Origin of the sequence: Paenibacillus sp. IHB B 3084 (assembly GCF_001447315.1) — a bacterium.
Lineage (GTDB): Bacteria > Bacillota > Bacilli > Paenibacillales > Paenibacillaceae > Paenibacillus.
In genome coordinates this window covers 2124916-2147152 of sequence record NZ_CP013203.1, presented here as the reverse complement: position 1 = coordinate 2147152, position 22237 = coordinate 2124916, and the positions used below count along the sequence as shown (strand labels likewise).

Here is a 22237-nt window from a genome sequence, read left to right as displayed (position 1 = left end):
GAACCGGATTGATCCGATCTTGCGCTTCTTTTGACCTTTTAATGCAATCATTCTGGGGATTCTCGAAAGGAGAGAAAGAAGACGGAGATACGCCAGCTTCAATACTTCATAGCCGTATGCGAGGAACTGCATTTTACGAAAGCTTCTGAAAAGATCGGAATCTCCCAGCCTACGCTCAGTTTGCAAATTAAGGCGTTGGAGGAAGAACTGGGGATGACTCTCTTTAATCGTGCAGGCAAAAAGATCAAAATGACAGAGGCTGGAAAACTGTTGCTACAGCACAGCGCTCATGCGCTCAAGGATCTACAGCAGGCGAAAGCTTCCATTGAGGAGCTTCGCACCGAGCAACGGGGAAGCTTACGGATCGGTATCGCTTTGCCGGAGCTGGAGGAACCATTGCAAGAGATGTTTATGGATTTTCATCGTTTGTTTCCTAAAATCAGTCTGCACATCCACCCATCATTTGAATTGCTGGAGCAGGTGTTGGATAACCGGATGGACCTTGGCATTACGCTGCACTCAGGTATAGATGAAAGGCTCGTCCAGCTACCGCTTCGGACGGAGAGCTACTGTCTTATTGTCCCCGCAGGACATGCGTTTGCCAACCGTTCTTCGATTGCACTGGACGAATTGAGGCACATGCCTTGGGCTATGCAACCAGGGGATCATCCGGGTAGAAGGCACATTGAAAAATACTTCTGTGATCGCGGGTATTCTTTTACCACGGTTATGGAGACCCATTCCATTCCTGCGATCCTGCGCTGGGTACAGGAGGGACTTGCAGTGACTATCCAGACCAAATCCCTCGTAGTATCTCTGGACCGTTCATCCCTTTGTGCAGTGCCTATTTCACGGGGAGTACCCGAGATTCGGCTGGAGCTGATTCATCGGTCAGACCGTTACATGGGAGAAGCCATTAAACGGCTGATTGAAAAAATACATGCTGTGCTGACAGTACGTTCAGGCTGGCGGCAGCCCTGATCAAGCTATGTGTAATGAATACTAATGAGTGCGAACTTCCAGCCTGCGTGCAAGTAGCGACATGCTGTAATTGACAGCGAAGTACAGGAAAGCGGCAAACAGCAGAGCCGGAATGACGAAGGACTGATTTTGACCTCCGACAATCTGAATGTTATGCGTCAGCTCCGGCAGACTGATAATGACCGCGAGAGAAGTATCCTTGAGCAGGGAAATGAACTGACTAACGATAGGTGGCACCATGCGGCGGAGCGCTTGCGGCAGAATGATATGCCATAACGTTCTGGAATAGCTCAGCCCGGAGGACCGTGCGGCTTCAATCTGTCCTTTATGAACGGAGTTCAAACCGCTACGGACAATCTCGGCGATCATGGCCCCCTCAAAGATCGACAGGCCTGTAATGGCTGCCCATTTAAGTGAAATGGAAAGACCAATGGACGGTAAGACCATACCGATGAAGAAAATAATGAGCAATAACGGAAGATTGCGGATCAGATCAATCAAAAAGGCCGCCACCTGCGAAATGACAGGTAAGCGCGTATAGCGCAGGATGCCGAACACGATACCGAGCGCGAAGCTGAACACGATGGAGTACACGGCCACCTCTAGCGTCAGCAGAAAGCCCTCCAGTATAAAACGCACATTAGGCCATACAAACAAGCCGCTGAAATCCATACGGGCTTCCCTCCTTAGGATGTTTTGGACAGACGACGCTCCATGTACAGAACAAGAAAGCTGAGCGGAACCGTCAATGTAAGGTATAACAACGCTGTAATGGCATAGACGGTGATGGGCATAAAGGTATCCGAGTTAATCAGATCCGAATAATACATCAGGTCCAGTCCGGCTACTATGGCCAGTACGGAAGAGTTTTTGACCAGATTGATGAATTGGTTGCCAATCGCAGGCAGTACAATTTTAATCGCTTGCGGCAAAATAATGCTGATCATCGTCTGGTTGTAACTCAGCCCGGAGGAGCGCGCGGCTTCAAATTGCCCCTTCGGTACGGACTGGATGCCGGCACGTATCGCTTCTGCAATAAAGGAGGCGGTGTACACGGTCAAGCCAAGCGTTCCAGACACAAAACCATCCAAAGGAACACCCAAAGTAGGAAGTCCCAGATAAAAGAACAATACAACGATCAGTAACGGGATATTACGAATGACCTCTACATAGACAGTCCCAATCCAGTTAAGCCATTGAAAGGGTGCAATTCGGAGGATAGCGATGATCGCCCCCAGAATAAAGCTTCCGATCAAGGCAATGACACTGGCTTGAACGGTATGAAGCAAGCCTTCTCTAAAGCGGTCACCGTGGTCGAAAAGTACGTTGATATCAAAAGTAAGCATCTGCGGATTTACCTCCTTATCCAGAGTGATGGGCTTTTCTAAAGAAAGGAAGGAGCACGCAACTGCGGCTCCTTCACAAGAATATTATTCGGGTTTAACCCCAAGCCATTGCTCGTGGAGCTTATCGTATTGACCGTTGCTTTTCAGTTCCTTGAGCGTATCGTTAATGGCTTGCAGCAATTCGGTTTGTCCCTTCTTCACCGCAATGCCGTAAGGTTCCTCAGTGAAGTTTCCGCCTACGAGGGTGTAATTCGGATCTTGCTGCTGCATGCCGAGCAAAATAGAGTTATCGGTGGTCAACGCTTGCCCTTGACCTGCCTTGAGTGCATTAAATGCATCCTGGTAGTTCTCAAACTCCAGTACAGTCGCTTTGGGTGCTTTTTCGCGGATATTTTTGGCGGAGGTGGAGCCTTTAACTGCGAGTACCTTGGTATCAGGAGTCAAGGACTCCAGACCGGTAATCGGGCTTCCTTTTTTCACGAGCAGGGATTGCCCGGCGTTAAAGTAGACGTCGCTGAAATCGACCTGCTTTTTACGTTCGTCCGAAATGGTCATGGTCGCGATAATGGCGTCGATGTCCCCGTTTTGCAGCAAGGTGATTCGTGTCTTGGACGTGACCTCCTTCAATTCAAGCTTGGTTTCGTCTCCAAAAATATGTTTGGCTACCGCCTTGGCAATGTCGATATCAAAGCCTTCTACTTTCCCGCTAGCCGGGTCTTTCAGACCGAACAGCTTGGTGTCGTATTTCACACCAACAACCAGCTTGCCACGCTGCTTGATGGCTTCCAGCCCATTGGCTACCGCCGCCTCATTCCCCGACGTTGCCGTTCCTTGCTTGCCTCCACAGCCAGCCAAAACGAGTAGACAGGACAGCATAAGCAGCATAAGGGCACTCCATGAATATCTTTTTCTCATTTGAACAATCCCCTTTCGATTTACATTCTGAATTTACACTCCAGAGGAGTTTGCAAAAATCCTGAATCCATTCAAGGTCTGTTTAATGATGAATCAGACGGCTCAGGAACAGGCGCGCCCGCTCTTCACCCGGATTCTGAAAAAACTCGGCAGGCTGACTGTCTTCTAAAATCTGTCCTTTGTCCATGAAAATGACGCGATCCGCTACTTCACGGGCAAAGCCCATTTCATGAGTCACAATGACCATGGTGATGCCCTGATGGGCGAGCGAACGCATAACATCCAGTACCTCCCCGATGGTTTCAGGATCAAGAGCGGAGGTAGGTTCGTCAAACAGCATAATTTTCGGATTCATCGCGAGGCCACGGGCGATAGCAACCCGTTGCTGCTGTCCCCCGGACAATTGGGCGGGGTAGCTCTGTGCTTTTTCTTCGATTCCAACACGCTTCAAATAGGTGATGGCTGTTTGGGTAGCCTCTTCCTTCGAGATGCCCAGCACCTTCATGGGTGCGAGTACAATATTCTCGATTACCTTTTTATGGGGATACAAATTGAAGTGCTGGAATACCATACCGATATTGCGCCGGAAGGCGTTAATATCAATCTTTTTGTCATGTACAGGTATCTCGTTGACGATCAGTTCCCCGTCCGATATGGTTTCCAGACGATTGATGCAGCGTAGCAGGGTGCTTTTACCCGAGCCGGAGGGTCCAATGATCACGACGACCTCGCCCTCCTTAATCTGAAGATTGATGTCTTTAAGTACATGGAAGTGACCAAAATGCTTGTTGACGTTGCGAAACTGGATCAGAAGGCTCACCCCTTTCAGGCTTGGATACATAGCTTGGTAGATTGGCTGGCAAGATCAAGCTCTATCAAAATTTCAAAATTTTCTCTCATGATACTATAAGCTTACAATAAAAAACAAGATTTTATGTCATAAAACTTAACTCCAAATATATTTTCATGTAATTATTCATGAGAAAATCGCTATTTTATATGATGATGAGTAAATACACATAATTAAATGTTACTAAATATGACACAAAATAACGACCTTCGACATTCCAAGGGAGAAACGTGACAAAAGCAACGCTATGTTTTACAGTAGGGGAGAAGGAATTTAGGGTAAAGGAAGGTTAGTGCAATGACGAAAGCTATTTCACCGCTGGTAACCGCATTGGGCATGGAGCCCCATCCGGAAGGCGGCTGGTACAAAGAAATGTGGAAGTCCCATTTTCAAATTCCAAAGCCTGTACTGCCGGATGTGTATTCCGGTCCGCGCTTTGCAGCTTCGTCGACGTATTTCTTGCTGCATCCGGGCGAGTTCTCCGAGTGGCATGTCGTACATTCGGATGAACTGTGGCTGTATCATAGCGGCAGCCCTGTGGAGTTGAAATTGGGTGGAAGCGGAGAACAACCTGGTGAAGAAACCGTGATTATCGTCGGTGCCGATGTGGAGGCAGGACAGCATCCACAAGCGCTGGTGCCGGGCACAGTATGGCAAACGGCACGTCCGCTTGGGGATGAGCCTGTGCTGGTAACCTGTGTCGTTGCTCCGGGATTCCACTTTGACGATTTCAAGCTGATTGCAAAGGGTACTACGGGTCCAACCGAATAATTGTAATGATGTGTGCATTTGGCGGGTATTTCTGTGAATCAACAGGAATCACCCGCCTGATTTATATTCTCCGCTGGGCTTAGATTGTTGCATGGCTTATAGAGGTGCAGGTTGTTTTTTGGCATGGATATTATGGCGCTTTCGAATGTCTTTTGCGAGGTTTTTGATCCGTGTAGAGCTATATGAACTACTCTGTTTCCGGTTGATCTTGGAATACAAGGCATAACGGTTTCTTCCCATTCGTTTGGCATGGTACATGGCGATATCCGCCTCTTTGAGCAATGTCTGCAGATTCTCCTTCTGGGATGAGTTCAAACTAATGCCAATACTTCCCGTGACAGATAGTCTGTGTCCATGAATGCTGTAGGCGCTACTGATTTTTCTTAGGAGGAGCTCCGCCAAAATTTTTACCTGGTCGGAATCAAAATTTTTTATTATGAGTAAAAATTCATCCCCTCCAATTCGAAAAGCCTTTTGGTTCGCATTCATGACTTGTAGCAGATGAAGGCTGACTTCACGTAGCAGCATATCGCCCACTTTGTGCCCATAAGCATCATTAATGGCTTTGAAGCCGTCCAGGTCAATGTATAAAATAGCGGTGCTTTCTTTGCCTTTATATTGCTGCCAAAAGTGGTTGAGCGCATTCCGATTGAACAAACCTGTTACAGGGTCTTGGTAAGCGAGTTTCCTTAGCGTAGTTCTTTCCACAAATACGGACCTTAAAAAAATCCCAAGGCATGTCCATACGATCAGGTTTAAGATCAATAAGCATAAGAGCATATAGGAGTTTTGAGCTAAATTCAAGTTCATGTCACCACCCATATCATGATAGTACCCCTTCCTCGCTTTGTATAAGCCGAGAAAGGGGAGTATTTGATTATTTAATTCTTTTATTTTTATGCATCCGTCTGTATTTCAAATAGGCACCCAGAAGAATGAAAGACATTCCGCTCAAATAGAAGGGAGCAGGACTGTTTTCTCCTGTCTGCGGTAATTTATTTACCTGCGGAGTACGACCTGGATCACTTGGGTCCTCGGGGTCCTCAACAGGGAACTTGATGCCTCCTTTAGGTATGGGTTCATCTTCAATCTCTACAGGTGGAGACGATTTCTGAGGAGGATCAATTTCTGGCGATTCCGGCAGCGAATCGGGTTCTACAGGAGGCTGCTCAATCACTGGAACACCCAATGGCACATCTTCATCTTCAACGATCTGTGGTTCATTGGTTACTGGCTTAACGGGTACAATCGGTGTTTCTGTGGGTTCAGGATCTTTATCGCGCTTTTTACCTGAACCCGGATTCGTAGGCGTTCCCGGATTCGTAGGCGTTCCTGGATTGGTAGGTTTACCCGGATCGACAGGGGTCTCTTTTTCATTGGTTACCACAATCTGCTTAATACCTGAGCTTTGTTTAACCGTGGCGTCTATTTTGACCGCTGTCTTCGAGGTTGTTATTTTATAGCCTGTTGGAGCCGCAAGTTCCTCCAGAATATAATCATCATACAGCAATGAATTGAACAAAATTTTCCCGTCTGCATTGGTAGTTTGAATGAGCGGGGCTCTTTTTTGGCTCTTATCATAGAGTGCAAAGCGTGCTCCAGACAACACCTTGTCAGGATGATCCTGGTCGACCTTGGTCACTTCCAGGCTTCCTGTTATGCCTCCCCCTGAACCTGAACCGGAGGATGTCCGCACGATGATTTCTTTACTGGTTTCTCTCAGCTCCGTAGTTAAGCGGTCGCCCTCAAAATAGACGCTGTTACTCACTTTCGCTTTATCATCCGCTTGAATAAAAGATTGATATTCCAAAATATAACTGGATGAAATGGCCTGTGTGAAGCCAAGCTCAAAGGATTGCTGACCTTGATCGTTTGTCGTAATTTTCAGCTTATAATCCTGATCTTTGGCTAATTCAGTGTCTTTGGCAGCCTTTCCGTTGGCTGATACTTTGGTGGAATACAAATGAAAGGAATCTTCAATCAGGATTTGATTGCTGCTGGGTGTATCCACGATTTTGGCGTTGGAGACATAAGATTGCCCTTCATTGATCCGGATCTGCCAGTCAATCTTATTACCATTCTGGCTACCGGATTTTGTAACGTATTCTCCCCCATGGGGCACAGTTACTTTGGCTGCCCACTCAGAGATCATGTTATTTCCATCCATCAGCAGAGCCTTATTATTGATTTCTTTATCAATAAGCTCTCCCTCCAATGTGGTCTGAAAAGTGATCCAGTAGGGAGTGTTGATCTGTTCATTAAAATGGATATGCAGCTCATTGCCGTTATCGGCGGTGGGAAGAACAAGGGTATATTGGTCTGCTGGCAGTTCAGCTCCCTTTTCCACACCATTCCACCATCCGAGCAGTGTCATGTCATACACTTTGACAGAGCCGGGAATCAGCTTCTGCCCTTGCTGTAGCGTATCCTTTATTTCAGCCTGATTCAGGGTTTTACGGTTATAGTTCGTCAAGATGTCCCATGTGATGTGCTTGGATGTAGCGTTATAGCTTCCTTGCTTGGCGCCGTTCTGCTGTGTCAGATTGTCAGGCCATAGCCGGGCTTCGGCTGCAGCAGAGTAAGATGTTTCATTTTGTACCCATGAGATGGAAGCTTTATTCCAGAAATCCGGCTTGCTCGTATCTTTTTTCCATTCATTATTAAACGTTGTTGAATAGCTGATGGTATACGCGTCCTGGATCGTTTTATGGAAACGTATCGTGAATCCTTGCTTATAGTCTTGCGATAAAGGAATCAGCTCATAATCTGCTGGTGATGTTAGTGTTGATTTTCCGTCCGCGCTTTGGATCTTTAATGTATCTGGTAAAAGAGCCAGACCGCCATTCGGAAACGTATCGTTGATCACAACCTGATTCATCGTGTATTTATCCGTATTGATGGCAATATCCCAGGGAATCGTTTTTGTGTTGTAGTTCGGTTCCTTGAAGCCTTTAACAATGACCCCGCTTTTTAGCTCGGTAGTTGTATCTTTGGTTACTCCATCAGACGTTACGGTATTCGTTATCCGTTCATTTTTAAGTACACGATCTATGGCCTTGGTTTGATAACGGATCGTGTAGGCTGCCTCCACATCGGAGTTGAAGCGTAAATCGAAGCCGTTGGCCGTTTCATTGTTAACCAGTGAGACGGTATATTCGGAGGATGAAAGTTCCTCAGAAGTAGCTCCTTTGTACACTTTAAGCGAACCGGCCATGAGCTGCTGGCTTTTGTTGAAGCGGTCAGCTAACACGGCTTTCCCAGCGGGAATTTTCTTTTCGCCAAAATTATACTTGATCGCCCAGGATACCGTTTGAGTAACCGGGTCGTATTGCTCCATTTTTTTGGACAAAAATTCGCCGCGGTGAACGGTTACTGTAGCTGTTGCAGAAGCGTCTTTCGTATTGTTGCCTGAAAAAGTGGCTGTGTTGGAAAAACGGGATTCTTCGCTGGTGATGTTAGTGGAGTATTGGATTCGGTATGCGCTGCTGATGTTTTCAGCTTTAAAACGGATGATGAAGCCGGTACCAGCCGAATCGGCTTCCAGCGTATACTTATCCCTATCCACCGGATCACGCAGCAAGGTTGAACCATCCACATTGATTTGCAAATGGTATAACTGGATAGAGTTCCTTACCAGCTCCAATCCTTGGGGAGTCGGGTCGGTGACTACAGCATGTTGGACCGTATCCAATTGTTTATTTACGTCAATCGTCCAATCAATCTGATGGGTTCCATTGGCCTTACCTTGCTTATCCAAGGAAGAGCCTGCCGCAGGCTTGATATTTACGACTGCTGTTTGTACGCCACCCTTGATCGGGATGGCGATAATGACCTCTGTACTGCCTTTTTCTATTTGCTTGCTGAACTCGGTCTTAACCTCCAGCTTTCCGCTGACATTGGAATGGCTCTCCACGTAATCGTTGAAAGTCATGACCACTTTGCCTTGGCGGTCTACCGTGAAATGGCCAACATTTCCATCTGCCGTAACCAAAGGAGAGGAGATATCTGTGTAGATTTCAAATTGCTCGGGCAATTGAAAGGTAAAAGTGTCTCCGGCTTTGTACGTATTGTTGGGAAGCTCCCAGTCATAAATGAGATGGACTGCATCATCAATGTCCAAGCGACTATCGGGATTGTATACCGCATCAATCACTTGACCGGTCGCATCGGTCAGGGTAAGTTTCGTTAAAATACTCGCTTGAGCAGCTTCTTCAGAATTTGTGGTGGCCGCTGCTTGAACAACAGGAGCTGGTAGGGAAGGAGGCATCTGTTGTTCTGGTGCTATGACTGGTTCTGTTTCGGGTACTACGATATCATATACATCTTTTGTAACGGTTTGCCCTGTCTCGCTTCCAGCAATCTCCGGCTGATCCGGGGCAGGGATTTGAGCATAAGCTTGTGTGATGCCAAAAAAGCTTTGTAAAATGAGTAATAATGCAATAATCGTTACATTCCATTTTTTTCTCATACTCTATTTAAGTCTCCTTGTCTAAAGATTACTGTATAAAGATTACTGTATATTGTATTCATGTCGGGGCGTTTATAGCATCCCTCCTTCTTTCCCGGAAGTAATATATTCAACGGACTAAGAGTCTGTCCAATGAAATAGAGATAACCCCTAACGCTGCAAATTAAGTAAATCTGAGCAGCAAGGGTGTTCGGATATGGCGAACAGATCCAGCTTTAGGTGCTTTGTCGGGCCTGAACAATGAGGCGATGTGTCGGATTTACAAGAGGGTCACATGTAATTAATGTGAGCAGCTTTTGACTTTCAAAGCTTTTTAGAACGGAGACGTCTGTAGGATCGACAATCGAAATTTTATAGACTGTATAACTATATTGTTCACCCTTGGTATTAATAATGATTTTATCTCCAATCTTTACCTCGTTCAGCCGATTAAATAAACGTCCTGCTGTACGCGCACGGTGGGCTGCTATGGCGGCGTTTCCTGTCTGACCCAGAGCTGCCGTTTCCGACATATGTACAGATGCGTGCTTCATATTATCCTGAGTTGCACCCTCCAGCACAGGAAGCTTCAAATCAATACGATTAATCCTAATGGTGGCAATGGGGAGTTGCTTAGGGTCTGGTTCATTTGCGGGTACCGAAGGACCTCGTGTGGTTTCGATGCCCGTGTTATCTCCAAGCTTGCTGGACAAGCGCTTATAGCCGTCGATAATGCTAGGGTTCAGTACGTCTGCCTCTTTCAAAAGCTCGCTCTGCTTCCGATCTTCGCTCCATTCATTGGCTTTAGGAAACAAAATAATGAGTATTCCCAAGGCGATGAACAAGTATGATAGCTTACGCAATCTAAAAAACCTCCCTAACTTATGTAAGGTGTATCACATACTGATTTTAAAAATCCTCCCTTTCCCATTTAGTGTAGTCTGAGAAAGGATGCAGGTGTAGATTCAGGCACAATGCTATCTAATACCGGGTTTACATCATCCACAGCCTTCACTTTAATGGCCCAGTCATCTTGTTTTTGCCGTTAGCTTTTCCTTGTTTACTTATTGGGGGCCCAGACACGGGTTTGATGTTGACGATGGATATTTGTTCTTGTCCCGGAATTAGTATATTCAACACGATAGGTTTTAAATGACTGACTAGGTATACAATACCTTCCGTATCTCAACAATTTCTCAACAAGAATAGAAAAAAGCCCTGATCGCAGTGATCAGGGCTTTCTAAAAAAAAAAAATTAATACTGCTTTGTTTTTGTGTATTTGGAGGGTTCTTTGACCATTGCAAACTTCTGTTTTCCGCTTTTTAGAGCGGCATCTACTGTAGTGTCGATGATAACCCATTGATTGTTGATATTGACTTCATTCCAGGCGTGGTAAGTATTCACATAGGAGGATTCGCCCATAACCAACTTCGTTGGAACATCCACACTTCGAAGCATGGCGGCGAACAGTGAAGCGTATCCATAGCAAATATCTTTTTGCGAAACTAGTGTACGATCAATTTGTGGAAGATAGTCGGGTGATAAGGAAAAGGGCTGGTTGGAATCGTATTTAATATGACTAATGACATACTCGTAAATACGTTTCACCTTTTCATCATCTGTCGTTGCACCCTTGGTTAATTCCTTGGCTTTCCGAATCGCCTGATTCGTATCGTTCCAGTCAATATTTTGAATAGAATTGAGGTATATGGTTTTACTGTCATTCAAATTTAACTGGACCGTTTCTTCACCTATCACTTTATACTGATTGCCAGTTAGCTGTTCCAATAAACGAATGTTATAATTGCCATTGCCCATTTGAAGAGCGAATGCTTCCTCAGGTTTGCTCGAATTCAGATAATAAGAGTATTTCTCCGCATCCTTGGTAATTACGATCTTGGTTTTGACATTGGACTTGACAGGATAACGTATATTAACAATACCGTGGTTTACGTTGTTTTGATTCAGCCATACCTGACTTTCGGCAGCAAATGCTGTCGTATGTAGGGGGATGGATAATAAAAATACTAAAATTAGTAAAAAAGACGACCTTTTCCTCATAGAAAAACTTCCTTTCGGCGGCCAGGCTGCCATCTTAAAAAGAAGGCCCTATAGCTTTGCGTCCCTGCCTTTCGACAGGTTTGCTATTATCGTATAAAGTTTTTCAGGAAAAAAAGAAACGACAAAAAGCCTCTCCAACCGGTAGCTGGCTGCCATCTTAAAAAGAAGGCCCTGTAGCTTTGCGTCCCCGCCTTTCGACAGGTTTGCCATTTATCCTGAACAGTCTATATCTATCATTCTATCAGTTGGGCTTCCGATCAGGCAAGCACAATCTCAGATTTTTCTCTGTTTTTCGACAAAGTCGCGATAGATGAGTTTATAGTTTAGTTCGATTCCCCCATTTTTTGCGGAAGGAATGCGGTGTTTCTCCTATATGTTCCTTGAATAGGTTGATAAAATGGCTGGTGTTAGGAATACCTACAAACCTTGCGATATCCACAATGGATTCGTCACTGGTTTTAAGCCAGCCTTGAGCCGCTGTGATGCGGACATTAATGAGATAATCGATAGGAGAAAATCCGATCTGTTTCTTGAAGTTTTTAGCGAGATTGAATTTGTTTAACTCAAACATGTCTGCCAGCGAATCCAGCGTAATTCGTTCACTGTAGGAGCAATCCAAATATTGCTGAACCTTGCGTACCTCGGTGATCGTATCCGGGTTTACATACGGATGATCGTAGGGGTGCTGCAAAATATTTGTCAGCAACTCACCGATGAGTCTGGATGTAAACAGCTCTGCAGTAAGAGTTCTATCAGATTGTACGCATAGCAGGGAACGCAGCTTGTCCAATATGGTGCATGGATCGTTGAGTGATATTACAGGCTTGTTGTGCTTGGCAAATTGATCATAGAAATTGTCGATCAGATTACCGTACACATTTACACTGATAAACTCCCATGCTTCATGACCAGCGGTGCTGTATTGTACGTATTCCTCACAATTAACGAAAAACATATCATGAGGCTTCAATATGTATTTTTTCTCCCGGTATAGCAATTCCCCTTGTCCTGATATCGTAAAAACGAGCAGAAACGAGGTGAGTTCCTTCCGTTCCATGGCATAAGCAGATGTTTTTTTGAAATAACCTATTTCCTGTATATAAAAAAGGGATCGCTTAGCAAAAGCGGAGGGAGTACGTGCAATGACGACTGGATCGCTGCTCCAAAAGGTCCCATTCACGTTGTTTTTTTGGTCTGTTGTCATATCCAATTCCTTTACAAAAGATCAAATTTATCGAGCTAATCGCTGTTTGTTTAACAAATAAAATGGTGGTTTACACATGATTTCCTATTTATACGGTTTTATTTTATCACATCACATATATGCATGTAGCAAATTATATTTTAAATTATTTCCCATTCGAATTCAGGTGTACTATTATGGTGAAAACAGCCTTGTTCCCTCTATTTTTTTAACTCATTCCTCCAAACGAAAAAGTTAAATTATGTTGAAAAAATTCGAAGATTCCATGGGTTCAATTCATTTCTGGAATAAAATCCAGTAAAGGATGCTAAAGGTATTCTATGCCCATTCCACCTTCCAACACGCATATCCTTTCGTTTTGAAAAAAATGGGTCTTTGTTCTAGCGAAATAGTTCATTAGGCTTATCATGGAGAAAATTAGATTGGGTCCAATGTTGTGATTTTGTTCACAAATATGTAGACGCACAAGGGGGATATATGAACTCTTTTTATGCTGATTAGTGTACTGTAAATATATTCAATAATATGATAAATGAAATAGAGTGCCTTTAGCTTTGGAATTCATACGGGCAATGATATGATGGGTAATACAGATATAGGGCTTTACTTACTCGACAGTCAGTTTGGAGGATTATAGGATGGGAAAACCAAAAAATACGAAAACCGCAGCGGCTTGGTCGCTGGTTGTTCTGGGAGCGGGCTTTGCAGCTACGTTGCCTTTTCAGCAATATGGCTGGGTTCGTTTGTTAGCAGGTGCTTTTGAGGCCGGACTTGTCGGAGGATTGGCGGACTGGTTCGCCGTCACCGCATTGTTCCGTCATCCGTTGGGCATTCCGATTCCGCATACGGCACTTCTCTCCAAAAACAGGGACAAGCTCACGAATGCACTGGTGAGTACGGTGGAAAATAACTTGCTGGGCAAAGACAGTATCGCATCTAAAATTTCCGATATTCGGCTGGCTGATCTGATGCTGGGCGGTGTGGAAAAGGGCTTGCGCACGCCGGAAGCGGCCGCATCCATAGATGTTCTCGCCAAACGGCTGGTCCGGTCGCTTCCGCTTGCAGAACTGGCCCCGGTGATCGCGGCGGAAATCAAGCGGCAGGCAACAGACTTTGACGCCGGACCACTACTGGAGGCGCTTGCCCGTCAAACCAGTGAGAAGGGCTATGACCGCCGCGCGCTGGATTACACGCTGGAGCAGGCCGAATCCTGGCTTTTGAAGCCGGAAACGGGCTACACGCTGGGTACCTTGGGGATGCAGGCTATCAGCGGTTTGCAGGTGAGCGGGCTGATGCAATTTGCCCTCAACGCGTTCCTTGGCTATCTGAACGAAGAGCGCATGGGTGAAATGATTCGCCATTTTCTGCTGGATCAGGTTGCAGAGCTGCAAAGGGAAGAACATCCGCGCCGTCAGGCCGTGCTGGACGGTCTGAAAACACAGCTGACCCGTCTGGCGGCGAAAGATACGGTTCAGGAAGGATTGAACAGCTGGAAAAACAACCTCGTGGGTACCTGGGAAGGCGATGCGTCGGTGCTTCATAAGATGGAAGAGCTGCGCGTACGTTTATTGGACTATATGGAAGACGGCAGCTATGTGACGACCTATATTTTGCCGCTACTGGATCGGATGCTGGCTGATTTGAGAGGGAATACCGAGCTGCTGGACAAGATCAATTCGCGAATTGTGGAAGGTATTACGGGACTGGTGGAAGCCAACCACAGTCGGATTGGTAATCTGGTACGCGAAAATGTAGATAAAATGGATAACGATTCCCTGATTGCTCTGATGGAGGACAAGCTGGGGCAGGACTTGCAGTGGATACGTATTAACGGCGCGGTTACAGGCTTCCTGATTGGTATTGTCCTGACAGGTATCCGTATGCTGATCGGTTGATTCATTAAAGAAGAAAACGCTACAGATAAGGTTGTGGAAGCATGAGAATTGAGGCTCAAGCGTTGATGGGTAAGCCGCACGCCACAGTAAATTATGTGTTGAATCACCATCCAATGCTGCTGGTTCGAATGAGAGCCCGGCAGAGATACGTTGATGTATGGTACCGGATGACAAGTGGATGAGTAAGCGAAGATTTTTTTTAATTACGCTGTCATTCCTGATCGTAATTATCGGCCTGCGTATGCTGTGGTTTGATTATTACCACAATCAGGATTATCCACGGGCCAAGGCGGGAATTCTGGATCTGAGGGGCCTGAATTTGCAGGAGATGAAGACCATACCATTAAATGGTGAGTGGGAGTTTTATCCGGGAACATTATCTTCCCCTGCTGAACTGAAGTCCTTATCTATGAAGAAGCAGCGTCAGACCATTCAGGTACCGGGAATATGGAGTGAGTCGGTATCTCCTGTGGATCATAAGGCATATGGGGTTGGAACCTATCGGCTGCTTATTTGAGTGGCAGGTCGGAGGACACTTTATACGGTCTTCGGATCGGGAGGATTAGTACGGCATCCAACATATTTGTCAACGGCCGTTTAGTTAGTCATAGCGGCCAGGTCTCTAACAAGGTCGAACAGCATACAGGATCGACCGTTCCGTTCTCTGCTATGTTTGATACGAACAGGCAGGCCATGGAGATTGTCATCCAAGTATCCAATTTTGATTTTCCTTCCAGTGGAGGGATTGTGAAGCCTATCATTTTCGGAAGCGCAGAGGCTGTGAATAGCCGAACCAACTTCGCGATCTTGATGCAAATCATGGTATGTATTATTTTACTGCTTCACGGGTTATATGTAGTCGTTATATTTTTTATGAATCCACAAAAGAAGGCGCTTCTGTATTTCGCGGGAATTGTAGTCTGCACGGTAATATCCATCCTGACTGACGATGACAAGCTTTTAATAGACTGGTTCCCTATCAGTTTGAGTCTTTCGATAAAGATAACCATACTTTCCTATATTGGGATAGGCATGTGTGTACTGAAGCTGGCGCAGTCTCTGTTGGCTCGATCCCGCATCATTCAGATTGTTTTTATAGCCCACTGTTGTTTTGCGGTCATGGTTTTATTTGCATCTACATCCAACCTTTATGCATTTTTGTTGGCTCTTATCGCATTCTCAGGCATTACCCTATGTGCTACGGTTCCCACGGTTGCTTTTCTTAGAACATTCAAAGGGCAAAGAGAGGCTGTTTTTCTGTTGCTGGCATCCCTTAGCATCGCGTCCAGCATACTGTGGGGTGTGTTCAAAACGAATGACCTCCCTTATTACCCTTGGGATATTGTGCTGGCCTTTGTGGCGTTTGCGTCCTATTGGTTCAAACGGTTTTTTAATACGAACGCCGAGCTGAGAAGGCTGACGGAGAGACTGCAGCGCGCTGATCAGGTAAAAAATGAATTTTTGGCCAACACCTCTCATGAGCTGCGAAATCCTCTGCATGGGATGATCAATATAGCACAGACCGTGCTGGAGAATCAGAATGGTGCCCTGGACGAGCCCAACAAGAGAAACATGCAATTGCTCGTTACGGTCGGTCGCCGTATGTCCTTATTATTGAATGATTTGCTGGATGTTACACGTCTGCGTGAAAAGGATATTTTTCTGGAAAAAGGAAGCTTGAAGCCCCAGGCTGTAGCCTCGGGTGTGTTGGATATGCTCCAATTCATGACAGATGGTAAACCTCTAAACATGGTAGTAAACATCCCTGCTGATTTTCCGAATGTATTAGCGGATGAAAACCGGGTAATCCAAATCCTGTTCAATCTCCTTCACAATGCGGTTAAACATACTGCTGAGGGGACCATTTCCGTTCACGCACACATCCAGGGCGAAATGGCCAGTATTGAGGTTCGTGACACTGGCGTTGGGATGGATAAGGAGACGCAAAAGCGAATATTTCATCCATATGAACAAGGAGATTCTCATTTGACGGTTATTGGGGATGGGCTTGGACTAGGGTTGAGCATCAGCAAGCAATTGGTGGAGCTTCATGGGGGATCTCTGAGTGTACGCTCTGAACTTGGGCAAGGCTCAACCTTTTCTTTCACGCTACCACTTGACCTCTCACCTGTACCCGACGAATTACGAGATAACGAGCAGGTGCGTATGGATGAAGCGGCAGATACCGATTTTATAGCTTTGCAGAATGAAGCAGTGATGCAGGTTGCGGCAGGCTCTGCACGGTCGGCCATACTCGCGGTAGATGATGATCCGGTTAATTTAAGGGTGTTAGAGGGCATTCTCGCCTCGGAATCGGAGTCTTATGATCTTGTCACTGTAACCAGTGCCCAGGAGGCCCTGCATAGGTTGGATCACCGGGAATGGGATTTAATTATAGCCGATGTCATGATGCCCCAAATGTCGGGTTATGAGTTAACTCGGCGTGTGAGGGAATATTTTAGCATTTCCGAGCTGCCTGTGTTGCTGTTGACGGCACGTAGTCAGCAGGAGGACTTATATACGGGATTTCATGCTGGGGCCAACGATTATATTATGAAGCCTGTGGATTCCATGGAATTGAAATCCAGGGTCCGTGCCTTGACTGATGTTAAAAAGTCAGCAAGGGAGCGGCTGTGGATGGAAGCTGCATGGTTACAGGCGCAAATCAAACCTCATTTTTTGTTTAACACCTTGAATACCATTGCATCCTTAAGTCATGTGGATCACGCCAGAATGGTGAATCTTATTGAGGAGTTCGGTAAATATTTAAGATCAAGCTTCAATCCTCAAAATCTTGATAGAGTCGTATCACTGGAATACGAGCTTGCACTCCTGAAATCTTATCTTTATATAGAGAAGGAGCGTTTTGGGAATAGACTAGATATTGTATGGGAAGTAGACGAACAGGTGTCCTTGCTTCTGCCGCCGTTGTCCATTCAGCCACTTGCGGAAAATGCGATTAGGCATGGTATCATGAATCGGATAGATGGAGGAACATTGTGCATTCGAATTCAGCAGCAGGAGGATGGCACAGAAATAGCTATTATGGATGACGGTGTGGGCATGAGTCAGGAGGAGCTGGATCGTCTGCTGGATCCTCAGCAAGAACAGTATAGCGGGATTGGATTACGGAATACGGACCGACGTCTGAAGCAAGTATTCGGTAAGGGGCTGTATATTAGTAGTCATTCCAATCAGGGTACAACGGTGAGCTTCCATGTTCCCCGGGCACAAAGGCAAGAAACTTAATATCTCTATCCCGTAGGACCTCATACAGAACGAGGCGAAGCAAGCGTCGGTCTGATGGGGTTCTACGGGTTCTGGAGAATGACTTCAGCCGTGAGACTAGGCATGTGCCATTTGCCACTCTATAAACCAATTCGTAATTTGTTCATTGGGCTTCTCATGAAGTTCTTCCCATAAGACGGATGATAACAAATCATACCACTTGTTAACTAAGTTTTTTTTGTTCATATCAGCATAGGTTTTCATTAGTCCCCAGTAGGCATCCTCTGCTTGGGGGTGACGACTACAGATGCCCTCATAAATAGAAACCGCCTCTTCAGGCTGGGAGTTCCCTCTATAACATTCTGCCATTTTTAATGATGTGGTTAACCACATCTTATGCAGTCTTTGGCGCTCACTTTCAACCCACCAAAAATCATATTCCTGTAAATAGTCCCCTTTGTATAATTCCATTATTTTAACATAATAGTGAATGGATTCCTTGTTCATCGGTGGAGCGGATGCCAGGAGGGACTCCCATCTTTCTGTATCTAGCACTACGTTTTGCGTATGCAAAATATAACCGCCATTGGTGTTGGAAATCTCTAAAAAGGAATGATACGGCGCTATCGTTTTTCTAATGTAATAAGCGGCAGTATATAAAAGAGAGTAGGCCTTATCTTCTTCATATTCCGGCCATAGTAATTCAATCAAGGCTGATTTGCGAACCCATTGGTCATGATTTTGGAGCAGGTACAAAAACAACTCCTGAGCCTTTTTGGTCCTCCACTGAAGAACAGTGGGCTGTTGGTCCGGTAATGTGAAGACGACATGTTGAAAAACCTGTAAATGAAGAAGGGGAGGCTGATCCTCAGGTATGGAGGCAGCTTGATCGTTACGCTTCAGAATGCGATTCATGGTTTTGATGAGACGTTCTGTCGTGACCGGTTTGAGCAGATAATCCAGCGCATTAAGCTCGAAGGCCTGGATAGCGTACTTATCGTAAGCCGTTACAAATACAATCTGAATATGGGGTTTGTGCTCCAAAATTTGACTTGCTAATTCAATTCCACTGATCTCTGGAAGCCTTACATCCAAAAAGGCTATGTCTATATTATCAAGTAGAATATAGTCCTTAGCCACGAGCGGATTCGTAAAAGCTCCTGCAATATGTATGCCTTGTAACTTGCCAAGCAGACGCTTCATATAATCCAAAGCTAACTCTTCATCATCGACAATAACAATCCTTGTCAATTTCTCTGATCTATCCACGTGTGCTTTACCCCTTTTTAGGCAGATACATCTTATTATATAGGATAACTTGGCCGCGGCTATAAACAAAAGGTTGTAGAAGAAAAAAATTTTAAATAAAAAGGCGGGCTGCGATGGACCATCGTTAAGATGGATGATCGCAAGCCCGCCTGTTAGGATGTTTACTATACTTAAGCTTGACTGACAGTATTGGAGGTATATTTACAGAATCCAGCGTGTGACCTGTTCCAACGGCAGTCTGGATTTTTCCCGCTTGGGCTCATGGGCCCGATAACCAAAGGCAGCGATGACCGAGATATCCAGCAGCCCATTCTCCAGCAGTCCTTCTTCCTCTAAAATGGCATGCACCTGATCGTAGTTAAAGCCCTCAATCGGGCAGGAATCAATGCCGATCTGAGCCGCCGCTGTCATCATATTGCCCAAGGCGATATAAGTCTGCTTGGAAGCCCAGTCGAATAACGTACGTTCGTTTTCCAGCAGGCGCTGATTTTCACCCTGAAAAATTTTATATCGGCCCGGCAGTGAGGCAAAGTCTTCCTCAGACATCCCTTTAACCTCTTTATACATATACTCCACATAAGGAGAGTCATAACGGACATCCTTGCGTGCTAAAATCAAGACGACATGGCTGGCCGCAGGAATCTGTTTTTGCCCGCCACTTGAAACCGCAGCCAGCTTTTCTCTCAATGCCTGATTTTGTACAATCACAAATCGCCACGGCTCAAAGCCGACGGAGCTTGGGGAAAGTCGCCCGGTTTCGAGAATAAATTGAAAATCTTCCTCCGGTATGATGCGATCAGGATCAAATTCCTTGGTAGCATGTCTGAACAGAAAGGCATCCAGAATTTCCTGTTTTTTAGCTGATGTATTAGACATGAAGTGTACTCCTTCCGGTTTGGGTTGAGTTGGTGCTCCATTTATTTTCTGCTACTATAATGAGAGCTGATATCGAATGTATAGTCATCATATAAAAAGTTTTTCGCAGGAACAAGTACGCACATATTTGTTCCTTGTCATAAGTCTGGAGACTTCGGTCTACAATCGGCAGAAAGAAGGGGAAACCATGACGCAAGAGATGGAAAATACAGTTAGCGTGAACTTTGGATGTCCGGTAGCGAAAACCGTAGGGGTTATCGGCGGCAAATGGAAAGGGGTCATTTTATATCATTTGACCACAGGACCGCGCCGGTATAACGAAATTCGACGGACCTTGCCCAATATTACGCAGCGTATGTTGACCTTGCAGCTGCGTGAGCTGGAACGTGATGGTATCGTACACCGCGAAATCTATAACGAGAATCCGCCGCGTGTGGAATACTCGCTTACCCCGTTGGGCGATACGTTGAGGCCGTTGCTGGATTTTATGAGAGACTGGGGTGTCTTCTATGGGGAACAGACCTGTGAGCCCGCAGCGGCCAATTCCAAGTGCGGGAAGCCTTCTGGTTGAGGTGTGAAATGAGGAAAGCCCGCTGATGAACTCATGGAGCTTCGCATGGAAGACGCATGAAATTCATCAGCAGGCGGAATAAGGGAGAGACGTTCTTGTGAAAATTTATTTATTTGAACTCGATGGATTGGTTCATTTGCGTCCAGGCGGTTTCTCCAATGATGCCCAGTCGCCAGATGGCGATGCCTTTCAGGTCATAACGTTTGGCCAGACCGATCTTGGCGTTGACGGTGCTGTCTTTTTCGCTACCCATAGAGATGCCTAAAATCAACTTATCCCGCGAGGTTTCCTTCAAGGCCAGTTTTATGGCTTCGTCCACTTTATCGAGTGGTTCAGGCGTTGCTTTTTGCCCGTAGTCATAGGCCATGATGATCAGATCGTCCGCCAGATTACCCAGCGTCTTGTAGTCGTAACCTGAGTAAGAGCTGTTCAGCGGATGCAGGACGACGGTGAGCTTGAGTCCGGCCTGATGCGCTTTGGCCGACAGCTTTTGGATGAAGGCGTTGTAGTCTGAACGCGCCTTGGCTTTATCGCCGCTCCAGCCCAGCCCCTCCAGATCCAGCGTGATGCCCTTGAACTGCTTGTCGGTGGCGGTGCTAACGATTTGGGAAATAGTTTGCTCCTGAAGCTGTGCATTTTCCAAAACTTTGGTCAGCTCGTGATTGCCATCTCCAGAATAGACCATCAGGTAAGGGGAAGTCCCCTGACTGTCTGCCTCCTGTACAATGGACTCTGGTGTCACGGTGTCGGCGGCTTGAGGCCATTTGTATTCCTTGCCGCTAGTCGTAAATTGTCCGTTCGCATCAATTCGGCTCCAGCCGAAGGCTACCGCGTTAAAATCCGGTATTTTGGATTTTTGGTCGAAGGAAGATAGCGCGTAAAATCCCACCGTATACATAGGCTCACGCGGCGATGTAATGGATACCGTCCGCGTTCCCTGATTCCAGTTGACCGTGGCTCCAAACTGCTGTCCGAAGAAGCCTAACGGAATCATCGTGCTGCCGCGCACGGTTTGCGGTGCGGCTGTTAGTTGCACTGACTGTCCGTCTACCGTAGCATTGCGGCTACCCATTTTCAGAACCACCTGCTTGGTCGCAGAGCCTTGTGCTTTAGTGGCAGTAATGCTTTGGCTGGCCTGATCCCATTTCACAGTAATGCCGAGAGCTTCGGAAATGGCACGGAAGGGAACCATCGTCGTGCCGCTCATCACTGCGGGCTGTACTGGGAAAGGCAGCGGATATCCGTCCAGCACAATGCTGACCTGTCCCGCATCCGCCTGCGCCGACGGGCTATAGATACCTGCTGCGGCACTTAGAAAGATAGCGCTGGATAACAGAGCCTTATTTACGATTTTCATCTTATACTCTCCTATGCATCATAGATTGCAAAGCTATCATGTTAGAATCGTGAGGTTTCTACCATTTTACCAAAAAAATGATAGATAGGTGAATGTTAAAATGATATACACTGCTTCGAATTCTATGTAGAATCTTTTTCTCCGGGATATCATACTAATCAAATCAGTATGATCAATTCGGCCGTTGGCCTTCTGTGTATATATTTCATCATTTTTAATACCTAATTTTCTACATGGAGCAACTAAAAGGGCTCCTTTTCTTTCAACCAAAACAGTTGAGGAGAAATATAATAGAATAAATTTCAATTTACTAGTCGATGGGTAATTGCTGTATAAATATTTCAAGTTTAATAAGGAATAGAACAAAAAAGCTGACACCCTTTTATACAGGTGCCAGCTTTTGCTTTTTTATATCGCTCATATAATTCATATATTCATATAACTAATTTCTATACACTTGCAAAC

The 22237-nt window shown here is 45.7% G+C and carries 19 protein-coding genes, 1 pseudogene and 2 riboswitches; of the genes and pseudogenes, 8 read left to right on the top strand and 12 right to left on the bottom strand.

The annotated features are described in order from the left end of the window. Positions 1-87: 87 nt before the first annotated feature. Together ASL14_RS28810 and ASL14_RS10060 are read left to right on the top strand one after the other, a co-directional pair. Positions 88-207 (top strand): annotated as a pseudogene (locus ASL14_RS28810) (LysR family transcriptional regulator); the annotation flags it as partial. Between the two features lie 6 nt (positions 208-213). Then, positions 214-981: a LysR family transcriptional regulator substrate-binding protein gene (locus ASL14_RS10060; protein ID WP_237171628.1), complete on the top strand. Its 768-nt coding sequence runs from the start codon at positions 214-216 to the stop codon at positions 979-981. 21 nt (positions 982-1002) lie between these two features. Here the strand turns inward: ASL14_RS10060 and ASL14_RS10055 are convergent, their stop codons facing one another. The 4 genes from ASL14_RS10055 to ASL14_RS10040 all read right to left on the bottom strand — a co-directional run bounded on the left by ASL14_RS10055 (position 1003) and on the right by ASL14_RS10040 (position 4083). Next, entirely contained in the window at positions 1003-1653 is a 651-nt protein-coding gene (locus ASL14_RS10055) for an amino acid ABC transporter permease (RefSeq protein ID WP_134911481.1), read from the bottom strand. 14 nt (positions 1654-1667) lie between these two features. After that, positions 1668-2327 carry an amino acid ABC transporter permease gene (locus ASL14_RS10050; RefSeq protein WP_134911480.1) on the bottom strand — a complete coding sequence of 220 codons (660 nt, stop codon included), beginning with the start codon at positions 2325-2327 and terminating at the stop codon, positions 1668-1670. A gap of 84 nt (positions 2328-2411) precedes the next feature. Further along, on the bottom strand, positions 2412-3242 hold the full coding sequence (locus ASL14_RS10045) for a transporter substrate-binding domain-containing protein (RefSeq protein WP_134911479.1): 831 nt from the start codon (positions 3240-3242) through the stop codon (positions 2412-2414). 82 nt (positions 3243-3324) lie between these two features. Continuing rightward, complete coding sequence (locus ASL14_RS10040) at positions 3325-4083, bottom strand: amino acid ABC transporter ATP-binding protein (protein WP_049827254.1); 759 nt, start codon at positions 4081-4083, stop codon at positions 3325-3327. 306 nt (positions 4084-4389) lie between these two features. Between ASL14_RS10040 and ASL14_RS10035 the strand changes: the two genes are divergently transcribed. Further along, a complete protein-coding gene (locus ASL14_RS10035; protein ID WP_134911478.1) occupies positions 4390-4863 on the top strand; it encodes a cupin domain-containing protein in 474 nt (157 codons plus the stop codon). 96 nt (positions 4864-4959) lie between these two features. Here the strand turns inward: ASL14_RS10035 and ASL14_RS10030 are convergent, their stop codons facing one another. The 5 genes from ASL14_RS10030 to ASL14_RS10010 form a co-directional block, all read right to left on the bottom strand. Next, entirely contained in the window at positions 4960-5571 is a 612-nt protein-coding gene (locus tag ASL14_RS10030; protein ID WP_223264281.1) for a GGDEF domain-containing protein, read from the bottom strand. 169 nt (positions 5572-5740) lie between these two features. After that, positions 5741-9331, bottom strand: a complete 3591-nt coding sequence (locus tag ASL14_RS10025; RefSeq protein WP_134911477.1) for a collagen binding domain-containing protein — start codon at positions 9329-9331, stop codon at positions 5741-5743. A 215-nt stretch (positions 9332-9546) separates the two neighbouring features. Continuing rightward, positions 9547-10173 (bottom strand): class D sortase, encoded by a 627-nt coding sequence (locus ASL14_RS10020; protein WP_134911476.1) that lies wholly within the window; start codon positions 10171-10173, stop codon positions 9547-9549. A gap of 392 nt (positions 10174-10565) precedes the next feature. Then, positions 10566-11372: a transglutaminase family protein gene (locus ASL14_RS10015; RefSeq protein ID WP_134911475.1), complete on the bottom strand. Its 807-nt coding sequence runs from the start codon at positions 11370-11372 to the stop codon at positions 10566-10568. Positions 11373-11385: 13 nt separating this feature from the next. Then, positions 11386-11467: riboswitch (cyclic di-GMP riboswitch) on the bottom strand. A 42-nt stretch (positions 11468-11509) separates the two neighbouring features. Next, positions 11510-11590: riboswitch (cyclic di-GMP riboswitch) on the bottom strand. Positions 11591-11688: 98 nt separating this feature from the next. Continuing rightward, on the bottom strand, positions 11689-12576 hold the full coding sequence (locus tag ASL14_RS10010; protein WP_134911474.1) for an AraC family transcriptional regulator: 888 nt from the start codon (positions 12574-12576) through the stop codon (positions 11689-11691). Between the two features lie 638 nt (positions 12577-13214). On the opposite strand from ASL14_RS10010, the gene ASL14_RS10005 reads away from it, so the two are divergent. From ASL14_RS10005 to ASL14_RS10000, 4 genes are all read left to right on the top strand, one after another. Then, positions 13215-14471 carry a DUF445 domain-containing protein gene (locus tag ASL14_RS10005; RefSeq protein WP_134911473.1) on the top strand — a complete coding sequence of 419 codons (1257 nt, stop codon included), beginning with the start codon at positions 13215-13217 and terminating at the stop codon, positions 14469-14471. A gap of 41 nt (positions 14472-14512) precedes the next feature. Further along, positions 14513-14653 carry a hypothetical protein gene (locus ASL14_RS27350; protein ID WP_187644977.1) on the top strand — a complete coding sequence of 47 codons (141 nt, stop codon included), beginning with the start codon at positions 14513-14515 and terminating at the stop codon, positions 14651-14653. Then, on the top strand, positions 14650-14988 hold the full coding sequence (locus ASL14_RS27995; protein WP_223264280.1) for a hypothetical protein: 339 nt from the start codon (positions 14650-14652) through the stop codon (positions 14986-14988). The genes ASL14_RS27350 and ASL14_RS27995 overlap by 4 nt, the downstream gene beginning before the upstream one ends. 176 nt (positions 14989-15164) lie before the next feature. Beyond that, positions 15165-17720, top strand: a complete 2556-nt coding sequence (locus tag ASL14_RS10000) for a hybrid sensor histidine kinase/response regulator (protein ID WP_223264279.1) — start codon at positions 15165-15167, stop codon at positions 17718-17720. Positions 17721-17816: 96 nt separating this feature from the next. On the opposite strand, the gene ASL14_RS09995 is transcribed toward ASL14_RS10000, so the two are convergent. Both ASL14_RS09995 and ASL14_RS09990 read right to left on the bottom strand, forming a co-directional pair. Further along, the gene (locus ASL14_RS09995; RefSeq protein ID WP_134911472.1) at positions 17817-18968 is read right to left on the bottom strand and encodes a response regulator; all 1152 of its coding nucleotides are present in this window, start codon (positions 18966-18968) and stop codon (positions 17817-17819) included. A gap of 201 nt (positions 18969-19169) precedes the next feature. Then, positions 19170-19844, bottom strand: a complete 675-nt coding sequence (locus ASL14_RS09990; protein WP_134911471.1) for an NAD(P)H-dependent oxidoreductase — start codon at positions 19842-19844, stop codon at positions 19170-19172. 187 nt (positions 19845-20031) lie between these two features. Between ASL14_RS09990 and ASL14_RS09985 the strand changes: the two genes are divergently transcribed. Next, on the top strand, positions 20032-20415 hold the full coding sequence (locus ASL14_RS09985) for a winged helix-turn-helix transcriptional regulator (RefSeq protein ID WP_134911470.1): 384 nt from the start codon (positions 20032-20034) through the stop codon (positions 20413-20415). 109 nt (positions 20416-20524) lie between these two features. On the opposite strand, the gene ASL14_RS09980 is transcribed toward ASL14_RS09985, so the two are convergent. Continuing rightward, the gene (locus ASL14_RS09980; RefSeq protein WP_134911469.1) at positions 20525-21772 is read right to left on the bottom strand and encodes a stalk domain-containing protein; all 1248 of its coding nucleotides are present in this window, start codon (positions 21770-21772) and stop codon (positions 20525-20527) included. Positions 21773-22237: the final 465 nt, after the last annotated feature.